Origin of the sequence: Streptomyces sp. NBC_00433 (assembly GCA_036015235.1) — a bacterium.
Taxonomy (GTDB): Bacteria; Actinomycetota; Actinomycetes; order Streptomycetales; family Streptomycetaceae; genus Actinacidiphila.
The window spans coordinates 5,755,239-5,767,527 of the sequence record CP107926.1; the positions used below are offsets into that span (position 1 = coordinate 5,755,239).

Below are 12,289 nucleotides of genomic sequence, written 5' to 3' on the forward strand. Positions count from 1 at the left end.
CTGGATACCCTGCGTCATCTCCTCTCGTCGATCCTGCTCATCGCAGCCTTCACAGCCTCCTCAGGAGGGAACCGGACATGGGACCCCACCCCACGGTCGCGGCGATACGCCTGGCGGTCCGCCGCGTCCTGCACGACGTCCTCAGCTCGTCCGCCGACCCGCACCCCGTGGTGCTCGCCGCGTGCAGCGGCGGCGCCGACTCCATGGCGCTGGCCGCCGCCCTCGCCTTCGAAGGGCCGCGGCTGGGCGTGCGGTCCGGCGCGGTCACCGTCGACCACGGCCTGCAGGACGGCTCCGCCCTGCGCGCGCAGGAGGTGGCCGGCCGGCTGCGCGCCCTGGGCCTGGACCCGGTGGACGCGGTCGGCGTGACCGTCGGCCGCCAGGGCGGACCCGAGGCCGCGGCCCGCGACGCCCGCTACGCGGCACTCGACGCCGCCGCCGACCGGCTCGGCGCGGCGGCCGTCCTGCTCGGCCACACCCGCGATGACCAGGCAGAAACGGTGCTGCTCGGGCTCGCCCGCGGCTCCGGTATCCGGTCGCTGTCCGGCATGGCCGCGGTCTCCGGGGCGGGCGGCCGCTACCGGCGGCCCTTCCTGCTGCTGGACCGCGACACCGTACGGCAGGGCTGCCTGGCCCAGGGCATCACCGTGTGGGAGGACCCGCACAACCACGACCCGGCCTACACCCGCTCCCGGGTCAGGCACGAGGCGCTGCCGGTGCTGGAGAAGTCCCTCGGCAAGGGCGTCGTCGAGGCGCTGGCCCGGACCGCGCAGCTGTCCAGGGACGACGCCGACGCGCTCGACCAGTGGGCGGCCGACGCCCAGGCCGACGCGGCGGGCGACGACGGCAGCCTGGACGTACGCCGGCTTGCCACGCTGCCCGCCGCGGTGCGCCGCCGGGTGCTGCGCAGGACGGCCATCGCCGCGGGCTCACCGCCGGGCTTCCTCTTCGCCCGGCACATCGAGGAGGTGGACCGCCTGGTCACCGGCTGGCACGGGCAGAAGGCGCTCAACCTGCCGGGCGGCGTCGCCGTGCTGCGGGCCAATGGCAGACTGGTGTTCTCGCCGTCGTAGACGCGCCGACGTGGACCCGATCAGCTGAGGGACGTACCAGGCAGTGAACGAGACCGACATGGGCACCGACCTGGAGAAAGTGCTCATCTCCAAGGCAGAGATCGACGCCAAGCTGGTGGAGCTGGCCGCGGAGATCGACCGGGACTACGCGGGCAAGGACCTGCTGATCGTGGGCGTGCTCAAGGGCGCGGTCATGGTGATGGCGGACCTGGCCCGTGCCCTGTCGAGCGAGGTCACCATGGACTGGATGGCGGTGTCCTCCTACGGGGCGGGCACCAAGTCCTCCGGTGTGGTGCGCATCCTCAAGGACCTGGACACCGACATCGCCGGCCGGGACGTGCTGGTCGTCGAGGACATCATCGACTCGGGTCTGACGCTGTCCTGGCTGATCAGCAACCTGGGCTCGCGCGGCCCCGCCTCCCTGGAGGTCTGCACACTGCTGCGCAAGCCCGAAGCGGCCAAGGTCGAGATCGACGTGAAGTACACCGGCTTCGACATTCCCAACGAATTCGTCGTCGGATACGGCCTGGACTATGCCGAGAAGTACCGGAATCTGCCCTTCGTCGGCACGCTCGCCCCGCACGTCTACGGCGGCTGACAGGCACTTCACAGGCGGTGGACAGGCGGCCGTAGGGTGATGCGGCCGCCGCCCGGGTGGCCTGGGGAACCGATGGCGCTTTCCCGGCGTTGGAGCAGGGGAAAGCGGGTTGGTTAACAGTCGGCGGCGCCCTCGGGTGACAATGCTGGGGTACCGTCCGAAGGTCGGGTCAATACAACACCGGATGCATCCGCCGCCGACAGGCGGCGATGCCTCACTGTGGCAGGAGGGACGGGGCGCGTTCGCCCCGCATGGATGGACGTGAAGCGCTATTTCCGTGGGCCAGTGATGTGGATCGTGCTGGTTGTCCTCGCTGTGATCGTGTTGATGCAGGTCGTCGGCTCAGGCGGCGGCTTCAAGACGGTGGACACCGGCGCGGTTCTGCATGCGATCGACACCAACCAGGCCAAATCAGCCGAGCTGACCACCGGGGACGACAACTCCATCAAGGTGCAGCTCAAAGACGGCGTGAAGATCGAGGGCAGCTCCAAGGTCAGGGCCAGCTACATCGGCGACCAGGGCGCCGCGATCGCCGAGGACCTGCAGCGGATCGTGGACGGACAGGTCAAGGGAGTCCAGCTCCCCGACAAGTACACCGTCTCGCAGTCCAAGCAGAACGCCTTCCTCGGCATCCTGCTCTCGCTGCTGCCGTTCGTCCTGATCGTGGTCGTCTTCCTCTTCCTGATGAACCAGATGCAGGGCGGCGGTTCGCGCGTCATGCAGTTCGGGAAGTCCAAGGCCAAGCTGATCACCAAGGACACCCCCAAGACGACGTTCTCCGACGTCGCCGGCTGCGACGAGGCGGTGGAGGAGCTCCAGGAGATCAAGGAGTTCCTGCAGGAGCCCGCCAAGTTCCAGGCCGTCGGCGCCAAGATCCCCAAGGGCGTGCTGCTCTACGGCCGCCCTGGCACGGGCAAGACCCTGCTCGCGCGGGCCGTCGCCGGTGAGGCGGGCGTGCCCTTCTACTCGATCTCCGGTTCCGACTTCGTGGAGATGTTCGTCGGTGTCGGCGCCAGCCGGGTCCGCGACCTCTTCGAGCAGGCCAAGGCCAACGCGCCGGCGATCGTCTTCGTCGACGAGATCGACGCCGTCGGCCGGCACCGCGGCGCGGGCCTCGGCGGCGGGCACGACGAGCGCGAGCAGACCCTCAACCAGCTGCTGGTCGAGATGGACGGCTTCGACGTGAAGGGCGGCGTGATCCTCATCGCCGCCACCAACCGGCCCGACATCCTCGACCCGGCGCTGCTGCGGCCGGGCCGTTTCGACCGGCAGATCGCGGTCGACCCGCCGGACCTGCAGGGCCGTCTGGAGATCCTCACGGTCCACCAGAAGGGCAAGCCGATCGCGCCGGACGTCGACCTGATGGCCGTCGCCCGCCGCACCCCCGGCTTCACCGGCGCCGACCTGAGCAACGTGCTGAACGAAGCGGCGCTGCTCACCGCCCGCGGCGACAAGAAGCTGATCGACAACGGCACGCTGGACGAGGCCATCGACCGCGTCGTGGCCGGGCCGCAGAAGCGCACCCGCATCATGTCGGACAAGGAGAAGAAGATCACCGCGTACCACGAGGGCGGACACGCCCTGGTCGCGGCGGCCTCGCCGAACTCCGACCCGGTGCACAAGGTGACGATCCTGTCCCGCGGCCGCGCCCTGGGCTACACGATGGTGCTGCCCGACGAGGACAAGTACTCGACCACGCGCAACGAGATGCTCGACCAGCTCGCCTACATGATGGGCGGCCGGGCGGCGGAGGAACTGGTCTTCCACGACCCGACCACCGGCGCGTCCAACGACATCGAGAAGGCCACCACCACGGCCCGCGCGATGGTCACGCAGTACGGCATGACCGAGCGCCTCGGTGCGATCAAGTTCGGCTCCAGCGACTCGGAGCCCTTCCTCGGCCGTGAGATGGGTCACCAGCGCGACTACTCGGAAGAGGTCGCCGGGCTGGTGGACGAGGAAGTCAAGAAGCTGATCGAGACGGCGCACAACGAGGCCTGGGAGATCCTGGTCGAGAACCGCGACGTCCTGGACAACCTCGTGCTGGCCCTGCTGGAGCGGGAGACGCTGAACAAGGAGGAGATCGCCGAGGTCTTCGCCCCGATCGTGAAGCGTCCGCCGCGTCCGGCCTGGACGGGCTCGGCCCGGCGTACGCCGTCGACCCGGCCTCCGGTGCTCTCGCCGAAGGAGCTGGCGCTCACCAACGGCCAGCAGGCCAACGGCAACGGCCCGGCGGCGATCTCCACGACCAAGCCGCCGGTGGAGCCGGTCGACCTGCCCGAGGACGGGTCCGACAGCTGACAAGCAGCAGGTCCGGGAGTCTTCCGGAATGAAGGCCGCGGCCCCGGGGTTTTACCCTGGGGCCGCGGTCTTCTGTTTTCGCGGTACCCGGCCGCCCGCACCAGCAGCAGGAACGAGGCACCATGACCGACCCCGTGACACTCGACGGCGAGGGCCGGATCTCCGAGTTCGACGAGAAGCGCGCCGCGGCCGCGGTACGCGAGCTGCTGCTCGCCGTCGGCGAGGACCCCGACCGCGAGGGCCTGCGGGAGACCCCGGACCGGGTGGCCCGCGCCTACCGGGAGATCTTCTCCGGCCTGTGGCAGGAGCCGGAGGACGTGCTGACCACGACCTTCGACCTCGGGCACGACGAGATGGTGCTGGTCAAGGACATCGAGGTGATGTCCTCCTGCGAGCACCACCTGGTGCCCTTCGTCGGCGTCGCCCACGTCGGCTACATCCCCTCCGCCAGCGGCAAGATCACCGGCCTGTCGAAGCTGGCCCGGCTGGTCGACGTCTACGCCCGCCGCCCCCAGGTGCAGGAACGTCTCACCACCCAGATCGCCGAGGCCCTGATGCGGATACTGGAGCCGCGCGGGGTGATCGTGGTCGTGGAGTGCGAGCACATGTGCATGACGATGCGAGGCGTTCGGAAGCCCGGGGCCAAGACGATCACCTCTGCGGTTCGGGGACAGATGCGTGATCCGGCCACGCGGTCCGAGGCGATGAGCTTGATCATCGCCCGCTAGCGCCTGCGGCCTGCTTTTCCCCCGCCGCAGGCCGGTGAGGGCTGGTCGCGCCGTTCTCCCCCAGCGCTTCGCCTGGGGGTACCCCCACGCGCCCCTGGGGTGATTGCCCCTTGCTGTTGCGCTCACAGTTGCGGTCCGCTGTCGCGGGGCGCGCAGTTCCCCGCGCCCCTGAAAAACGCTCACCCTCCGCCCGGATGGCAGGGCCCCTGGCAGGAGCGAATGCCGGGCATAGGAGTGCGCAGGCCACAAGGGGCGCGGGGGACTGCGCGACAAGCCCGCCACCGGGCCGCAGGCAGGGACGTACAGCACCCCGCAGGGAGTGGCGCGGGTCAGGGCGAGAGGTGGGCGCTGAGCCAGGTCAGGGAAGGGGGGATCTCGCGGGACCACGTAGTGAAGTTGTGGCCCCCGCTGGGCAGGATGATCGACGAGATCCGGGTCGGCCCGCCCGCCAGGGCGACGAAGCGCAGCGTCGCCCGATAGTTGCGCTCGCCGCGCCGGCTGCTGGTGACCAGCAGGCTCACCGCCGGGTGCGGAAGGTGGCCCAGCCGCCACATCAGGTCATCCCCACGGCGGCGAGCCGTATCGCCGCCGTAGAGATCGCCGGTCGTGGCGTCCCCCGGTGCGCCGTAGTCCGCCGACAACCCCACCGCGGCGCGGTACGCGCCAGGATCGCGCAGCGCGAGCTTGAGGGCGCAGTAGCCGCCCGTGGAGTCGCCGATGACGCCCCAGGCCGCCGGGCCCGCGCCGAGGCGGTAGCGGGCCGCCAGTGACTTCCGCAGGTCGGTGGCGAAGAAGGTCTCGGTCTGCGGCCCGCCCGGCACATCCGTGCACTCCGTGTCGCGCGGCGGCGCCACCGTGGGCCGCATCATGACCAGCACCATCGGCCGGGCGGCGCCCTCCCGCACCTGGGCGGCCGCGATCGCCGGGTATCGGAGCTTCCTGAACAGCGCCTCCGCCGTGCCCGGGTAGCCGGTGAGGACCAGGGCGGCGGGGAAGCGGCGCGTCGGCTGCCGGAAGTATTCGGGCGGCAGGTAGACGTACGCCGTCGCCGTGATGCCCGACACGCCGCCGGCGACGGCGATCTTCTGGATCTGGCCGCCGATCCGCGGCACCGTGCCGCCCGCCGCGTCGACGTGGACCGTGCCGAGCACCCGCAGCGCCCCGGCGCCCGGCGGGCTCCCCGCCGCGTGGTCCACCACGACGCCGGGCGCGGTGTCGCGGCCGAAGAGGTCGGCCCAGGAGGCGTAGAAGCCGAAGGAGTAGTTCGCCGCCAGGCCCAGCGTGGCGATCAGCGCCAGCTGGGTGGCGAGCAGCGTGCCGATCCGGCCCAGCACCGGCAGCGGGCCGCGCCGGGCCAGCCGCGGCCACATCCACACGGTGGCGGCGAAGAGCGCCAGCGCGAGCAGAGCGGCGGCCAGCAGCACCTTCTTACTCGTGAGACCCATGGCGGCAGGTGTACTTTCTGCGTCGGCGTCCAGTTGCGCCGCCCGGGAAGGAACCCGGACGGCAGAGTTCGCGTCTCAGAGGGCGCAAAATTCTTCGTACTGGAGCAGATTGCGGGACATTCCCGTGATTTCCGGTGATGCTGTGGTTTGGGTGACCCATGTCTGTGCTGGTAGAGGGCGAAAGCCCGGTCCGGGTTCCGTCGGCGGTGGGCGATGTCCGCTGACCGGCAGTCGGCCCCGCGCCGGCACCGCTGGCCGGTGCGGTCCGCCGCCGTGCCGAAGATCATCGGCAGCGCCACGGCGGTGATCGGCCTGCTCGACGTGGTGTCGGCGGTCTTCCCCGCCTTCCGCAACGGGCGGATGCACCACATGGCCGCGGTCTTCCCCGGCACCGTCAGCTCGCTGGCCGCCGCGACCTCCGTGGTCACCGGCATCCTGCTGCTGATGCTGGCCCACGCGCTCAAAAGGGGGAAGCAGCGGGCCTGGTGGGCCGCCGTGGCCCTGCTGCCGGTCGGCGCGGCCACGCAGCTGATCTACCGCCACTCCCTCTTCGGCGTCGGCGTGTCGCTGGCGCTGCTGACCGTACTGCTGCTGCACCGCGAGGAATTCACCGCGCTGTCCGACCCGCGCACCCGCTGGGCGGCGCTGCTGAACTTCGTCGGGCTGAGCGCCGTCGCCTTCGCCCTCGGCCTGGTCATCACCAGCGCCCACCCCGCCTCCGAGCGCGGCAGTCCGGGCGTCCTCGACCGCTGCGAGCATGTGCTGCTCGGCCTGTTCGGCGTCGAGGGGCCCGTCAACTACACCAGCGACCGGGTCGACGACGTGGTCGGCTACTCCCTCGGCGGCCTCGGCCTGCTCATCGCCATCTCCACCGTCTACCTGGCGCTGCGCCCCGCCCTGCCGGTCGCCGAGCTGAGCGAGGCCGACGAGGACCGGCTGCGCGCCCTGCTGGCCCGGCACGGCGCGCGCGACTCGCTCGGCCACTTCGCCCTGCGCCGCGACAAGTCCGTGGTCTTCTCCGCCAGCGGCAAGGCCGCGGTCTGCTACCGGGTGGTCTCCGGCGTGGCGCTGGCCGGCGGCGACCCGATCGGCGACGTCGAGGCGTGGCCGGGCGCCATCGAGCGGTTCACGGAGCTGGCCCGCGCGCACGCCTGGCTGCCCGCGGTCGTCGGGTGCAGCGAGACCGGCGGCGAGGTGTGGACCAGGGAGACCGGCCTGGACGCGCTGGAGCTGGGCGACGAGGCCATCGTCAATGCCGCGGACTTCACCCTGGAAGGCCGTGCCATGCGCAATGTGCGGCAGATGGTCAAGCGCATCGAGCGGTCCGGCTACGTATGCCGGGTCCGCAGGGTGCGGGACCTGACCGAGGGGGAGAAGCAGAAGGTGCGCTTGGCCGCCGACGCCTGGCGCGGCACCGACACCGAGCGCGGCTTCTCGATGGCGCTCGGCCGCTTCGGCGAGGACCTGGACGGCGACTGCGTCGTCGTCACCGCCCACAAGGACCGCGAGCCCGGCGCCCCGCACCCGGAACTGGGCGACCTGCGGGCCGTCCTGCACTTCGTGCCGTGGGGCGCCGACGGCATGTCGCTGGAGCTGATGCGGCGTGACCGGAGCGCCGACCCCGGGCTCAACGAGCTGCTGATCGTCGCCGCCCTCCAGCAGGCGCCCTCGCTCGGCGTGGTCCGCGTGTCGCTGAACTTCGCGATGTTCCGCTCCGCCCTGGCCCGCGGCGAGCGGATCGGCGCGGGACCGGTGCTGCGCGGCTGGCGCGGGCTGCTGGTCTTCCTGTCCCGCTGGTTCCAGATCGAGTCGCTGTACAAGTTCAACGCGAAATTCCAGCCCGACTGGGTGCCGCGCTTCCTGGTCTTCCCCAACTCCCGCGACCTGCCCAGGATCGGCTTCGCGATCATGCAGGCGGAAGGCTTCGTGACCCTGTCGCTGCCGCTGCCCGCCGCCGTCCAGCGCTTCCTGCCCGGCCGCGCCGACCGGCGCCCGCACCGGCACCGCACGGGTTACGCCGCCGCGCCCGACAGCGCCGCGGCCTTGTCGGGGGACTCGGGCAAGCGGAGTGCGGTCGCCTGACCCGTACCGCCTACGCTGGGCGCATGAGTACCCAGCAGGGTCCGGCCGGACCCGTCGGACTGCCGCAGTGGGACCGCTGCGCGGTCATGGGCGTGGTGAATGTCACGCCGGACTCGTTCTCCGACGGCGGGCGGTGGTTCGATCCTGAAGTCGCCGTCAAGCACGGCCTCGACCTCGTCGCCCAGGGCGCCGACCTGGTCGACGTCGGCGGCGAGTCCACCCGGCCGGGGGCCGCCAGGGTCGACGAGGCCGAGGAGCTGCGCCGGGTGCTGCCCGTGGTCCGCGAACTGGCCGCGGCCGGCGTGCTGGTCAGCGTCGACACGATGCGGGCGGCCGTCGCCGAGCAGGCCGTCGCCGCCGGCGCCCGGCTCGTCAACGACGTCAGCGGCGGCCAGGCCGACCCGGCGATGATCCCGGCCGTCGCCGCGGCCGGCGTGCCCTTCGTGGTGATGCACTGGCGCGGCCAGAGCATCGACATGAACAACCGCGCGGTCTACGACGACGTGCTCGCCGAGGTCGTCGGCGAGCTGCGTACCAGCCTGGACCGGGCGGTCGCCGGCGGCATCGACCCGGACCGCGTCGTCCTCGACCCGGGCCTGGGCTTCGCCAAGGAGGCCCGCCACGACCTGGTCCTGCTCGCCCACCTGCGGGCCCTGCGCGCGCTCGGCCGCCCGCTGCTGGTCGCCGCGTCCCGCAAGCGCTTCCTCGGCCGGGTCCTGGCCGGCGCCGCCGGCGACCCGCCGCCGGCCCGCGAGAGGGACGCGGCCACCGCCGCCGTGACCGCGATCGCCGCCCGCGAGGGCGCCTGGGCGGTCCGGGTGCACGAGGTGCACGCCAGCGCCGACGCCGTCCGGGTCGCGCGCGCCATCGAGACGGCCGCGCAGGAGCACCCGGCGGGTGAGGGCGCATGACGCCGAGGACGGCGGAAGCCCGCGCGGTCGAGCGGGCCAACCAGGCCTTCTACGACGCCGTGGAGAATTCCGACCTCGACGCGCTGGAGGCGGTCGTCCTCGACGGCCCGCTCGCCGAGTCCGTCGCCGTGGTCCACCCCGGCTGGCCGGTGCTGCGCGGCCGCCGCGAGGTGATGCGCTCCTTCGCGCTGATCATGGCCAACACCGACTACATCCAGTTCTTCCTCACCGACGTCGAGGTCGGCGTCGACGGCGACGCGGCCGTGGTCACCTGCACCGAGAACATCCTCACCGGCGGCCCCGCCGAGGACGACGGCACCGCGGGCTCCCTGGTCGGCGGACTGGTGGTGGCCACCAACGTCTTCCGCCGCACCGCCGACGGCTGGCAGCTGTGGGTGCACCACGGCTCGCCGGTGCTGGCCGAGGAGGACGACGAGACCGAAGAAGCAGAACACGAGGAGTGACGGTGGACCGAGTCGCGCTGCACGGCCTGAAGGTGCACGGAAACCACGGGGTCTTCCAGCACGAGCGGGAGAACGGCCAGGTCTTCGTGATCGACCTGGTGATGGGCCTGGACACCGTTCCCGCGGCGGCCGGTGACGACCTCGACAGGACCGTGCACTACGGTGTGGTCGCCGAGGAGGTCGCGGCCGTCGTCAGCGGCGAGCCCGTCGACCTGATCGAGACCCTTGCCCAGCGCATCGCCGACACCTGCCTGGGGCACGAGGCGGTGCGGGAGGTCGAGGTGACCGTGCACAAGCCCGACGCTCCCATCACCGTGCCCTTCGACGACGTGACCGTGACCATCACCCGGAGGCGCCCGTGACCGCCGAATGGCCGGAGCAGTCCGCAGACCCCACCGTGCAGCCCGTCCCCGCGTCCGTCGTCGCCGCGGTCGACGCGGCCGACAGCACGCTGCAGAATCCGCGGACCGCCGTCATCGCCCTCGGTGGCAACCTCGGCAACCGGCTGGAAACGCTCCAGGGCGCCGTGGACGCGCTGGAGGACACCCCCGGCGTCCGCGTCAAGGCCGTGTCGCCGGTCTACGAGACCGAGCCGTGGGGCGTCGAGCCCGGCACCCAGCCCGGCTACTTCAACGCGGTCGTCCTCATCCGCACCACCCTGCCCCCGGTCTCGCTGCTGGAGCGCGCGCACGCCATCGAGGAGGCCTACCTGCGGGTGCGGGCCGAGCGCTGGGGCCCGCGCACCATCGACGTCGACATCGTCTCCTACCAGGGCGTCGTCTCCGACGACCCGGTCCTCACGCTGCCCCACCCCCGCGCCCACGAGCGCGCCTTCGTCCTCGTACCGTGGTATGACATCGACCCGGCCGCCGAGGTCCCCGGCCGCGGCCCGGTCGGCGAACTCCTGGCGGCCGCCGGCCGGCAGGGCGTCCAGCGCCGGGACGACCTGGAACTACGGCTGCCCGAGTAATCGTTGCGTCCGTGTGAAGGACGCGACAGCGCTTGAACGGCGACAACGCTTGAACGACGTGGAGGCGGGCACTCGGTGAGGACACTGCGGATCAGGATGCTGGCGGGGCTCTTCGCGATCGCTCTGGCGATCGCCTGGTCCATCGCCCGCCTGTGGGACACGGTCGGCACACTTCCCGGGGTCCCGGTGGCCGCGCCCATCGTCCTGGCCCTGATCGCCGTGGCCCTCTTCGCGACGGCCCTGTCCCTGCGCTCCCGGCTGCGCGCCCAGCGCGAGCGCCGCCCCGGCGCCAAGGGCGTCGACCCGCTGGCCGCCGCCCGTGCCGTCGTCTTCGGCCACGCCAGCGCCCTGGTGGCCGCCCTCGTCGCGGGCCTCTACGGCGGCGCGTGCCTGTACCTGATCATGTACAAGCTCGACATGGACCCCCGCCGCAGCCAGGCCATCTACTCCGGCCTCGCCTTCCTCGCCGGGATCGCCGTCGTGGCGGCGGCCATATTCCTGGAGCGGGTCTGCAAGCTCCCCGACGACGAGGACTCACCCCCCGGCGTCCACGCCACCCACCACCGCCACTGACCCCTCCGGGGCGGGCGGACAGCGCGAGGTGAGTTGACCCGCGAGGGAAGGTCGTGGTTACGTCGGAGCGTGAACGTGATCGCGCCCCGGCTGCATCGGAGGGTCCACCTGGACCTGCTCCGGTATGCGGGCTGCGTGTGTACGGCCGCGCGCTGACGCGCGCCTCCGGCCCGCCGTTCACTTCTTCCCAGGGTGGTAACCCTTGCGTACGATCACCGCGCCCACCGCGACAGAACTGCTCGAATTCGCCCGCCGCACCGCAGCCGACACCGCGCTGGTGCGCGACCTCCCGCTCGACCCCGAGGGCCGCACCTGGGTGCGGCTGGAAGGCCCCGGCGGGGCCGAGGCGTGGCTCATCGGATGGCCGCCCGGCGCCGAGACCGGCTGGCACGACCACGGCGGCTCCTACGGCGTCTTCGTGACCGCCGCCGGCGAGCTGACCGAGCAGTCTCTCGCCGTGCCGCTGCCCTCCGAGGGCTGGCGCTCGCTGGAACTGGCCGACGGCCTGGACCGCGACCGGGTCCTGCCGGAGGGCGAGGGGCGGGCCTTCGGCCGGCACCACGTGCACCAGGTCGAGAACCGCTCGCAGACCACGCACGCCGTGTCCGTGCACGCCTACTACCCGCCGCTGCCGCTGATCCGCCGCTACAGCCGCAAGGGCAGCACCTTCCGCCTTGAGCTCGTCGAGCGCCCCGAGGAGTGGTGATGGCCCGCTCGATCGAGGAGCACCTGGCGGCGCTGCGTACGACCTACCGCCGCCTGGACCCCGCGGAGGCGGCCGGTGCGGCCCGGGAGGGCGCGCTGCTGGTCGACATCCGCTACGCGGCCCTGCGGGACCGCGACGGCACGATCCCGGGCGCGGCGATAGTCGAGCGCAATGAGCTGGAGTGGCGGCTCGACCCGTCGGGCACGCACCGGCTCGCTGACGTCGAGTCGTACGACCTTCCGGTCGTGGTGGTCTGCAACGAGGGCTACGCCTCCACCCTCGCCGCGGTCTCGCTGCACACCCTGGGCCTGGCCCGTGCCACGGACCTGGTCGGCGGCTTCCAGGCCTGGCGCGCGGCGGGCCTGCCGGTCACGCCGCCGGACGGCATACCGACGCGGCCGACACCCTCGATCGGGTGAAGCCGGGCCGTCCGGCCGA

13 protein-coding genes are annotated in these 12,289 nt (G+C 72.1%); 12 read left to right on the forward strand and 1 reads right to left on the reverse strand.

Features of this window, described 5'->3' with window-relative positions; all coding sequences use genetic code 11:
- Window positions 1–77: 77 nt before the first annotated feature.
- From tilS to folE, 4 genes are all read left to right on the forward strand, one after another.
- Complete coding sequence (gene tilS / locus OG900_24610; GenBank protein ID WUH92980.1) at window positions 78–1,073, forward strand: tRNA lysidine(34) synthetase TilS; 996 nt, start codon at window positions 78–80, stop codon at window positions 1,071–1,073.
- 58 nt (window positions 1,074–1,131) lie between these two features.
- The gene (gene hpt, locus OG900_24615; GenBank protein ID WUH95904.1) at window positions 1,132–1,671 is read left to right on the forward strand and encodes a hypoxanthine phosphoribosyltransferase; all 540 of its coding nucleotides are present in this window, start codon (window positions 1,132–1,134) and stop codon (window positions 1,669–1,671) included.
- Between the two features lie 255 nt (window positions 1,672–1,926).
- Complete coding sequence (gene ftsH, locus OG900_24620; protein ID WUH92981.1) at window positions 1,927–3,972, forward strand: ATP-dependent zinc metalloprotease FtsH; 2,046 nt, start codon at window positions 1,927–1,929, stop codon at window positions 3,970–3,972.
- Window positions 3,973–4,094: 122 nt separating this feature from the next.
- Window positions 4,095–4,700 (forward strand): GTP cyclohydrolase I FolE, encoded by a 606-nt coding sequence (folE, locus tag OG900_24625; GenBank protein ID WUH92982.1) that lies wholly within the window; start codon window positions 4,095–4,097, stop codon window positions 4,698–4,700.
- 329 nt (window positions 4,701–5,029) lie between these two features.
- On the opposite strand, the gene OG900_24630 is transcribed toward folE, so the two are convergent.
- Window positions 5,030–6,145 carry an alpha/beta hydrolase-fold protein gene (locus OG900_24630; GenBank protein WUH92983.1) on the reverse strand — a complete coding sequence of 372 codons (1,116 nt, stop codon included), beginning with the start codon at window positions 6,143–6,145 and terminating at the stop codon, window positions 5,030–5,032.
- Window positions 6,146–6,358: 213 nt separating this feature from the next.
- Between OG900_24630 and OG900_24635 the strand changes: the two genes are divergently transcribed.
- The 8 genes from OG900_24635 (at window position 6,359) to OG900_24670 (ending at window position 12,270) form a co-directional block, all read left to right on the forward strand.
- Window positions 6,359–8,227 carry a phosphatidylglycerol lysyltransferase domain-containing protein gene (locus OG900_24635; protein ID WUH92984.1) on the forward strand — a complete coding sequence of 623 codons (1,869 nt, stop codon included), beginning with the start codon at window positions 6,359–6,361 and terminating at the stop codon, window positions 8,225–8,227.
- 23 nt (window positions 8,228–8,250) lie between these two features.
- A complete protein-coding gene (folP, locus tag OG900_24640) occupies window positions 8,251–9,138 on the forward strand; it encodes a dihydropteroate synthase (protein ID WUH92985.1) in 888 nt (295 codons plus the stop codon).
- A complete protein-coding gene (locus tag OG900_24645; GenBank protein WUH92986.1) occupies window positions 9,135–9,602 on the forward strand; it encodes a nuclear transport factor 2 family protein in 468 nt (155 codons plus the stop codon). The genes folP and OG900_24645 overlap by 4 nt, the downstream gene beginning before the upstream one ends.
- A 2-nt stretch (window positions 9,603–9,604) precedes the next feature.
- The gene (gene folB / locus OG900_24650) at window positions 9,605–9,964 is read left to right on the forward strand and encodes a dihydroneopterin aldolase (protein WUH92987.1); all 360 of its coding nucleotides are present in this window, start codon (window positions 9,605–9,607) and stop codon (window positions 9,962–9,964) included.
- Window positions 9,961–10,572, forward strand: a complete 612-nt coding sequence (folK, locus tag OG900_24655) for a 2-amino-4-hydroxy-6-hydroxymethyldihydropteridine diphosphokinase (protein ID WUH92988.1) — start codon at window positions 9,961–9,963, stop codon at window positions 10,570–10,572. Before folB ends, folK begins: the two co-directional genes overlap by 4 nt.
- A 75-nt stretch (window positions 10,573–10,647) precedes the next feature.
- Entirely contained in the window at window positions 10,648–11,145 is a 498-nt protein-coding gene (locus tag OG900_24660) for a DUF3180 domain-containing protein (GenBank protein WUH92989.1), read from the forward strand.
- 202 nt (window positions 11,146–11,347) lie between these two features.
- Window positions 11,348–11,851: a cysteine dioxygenase gene (locus OG900_24665; GenBank protein WUH92990.1), complete on the forward strand. Its 504-nt coding sequence runs from the start codon at window positions 11,348–11,350 to the stop codon at window positions 11,849–11,851.
- Window positions 11,851–12,270, forward strand: coding sequence for a rhodanese-like domain-containing protein (locus OG900_24670; protein ID WUH92991.1), 420 nt, complete (start codon window positions 11,851–11,853; stop codon window positions 12,268–12,270). Before OG900_24665 ends, OG900_24670 begins: the two co-directional genes overlap by 1 nt.
- Window positions 12,271–12,289 lie beyond the last annotated feature (19 nt).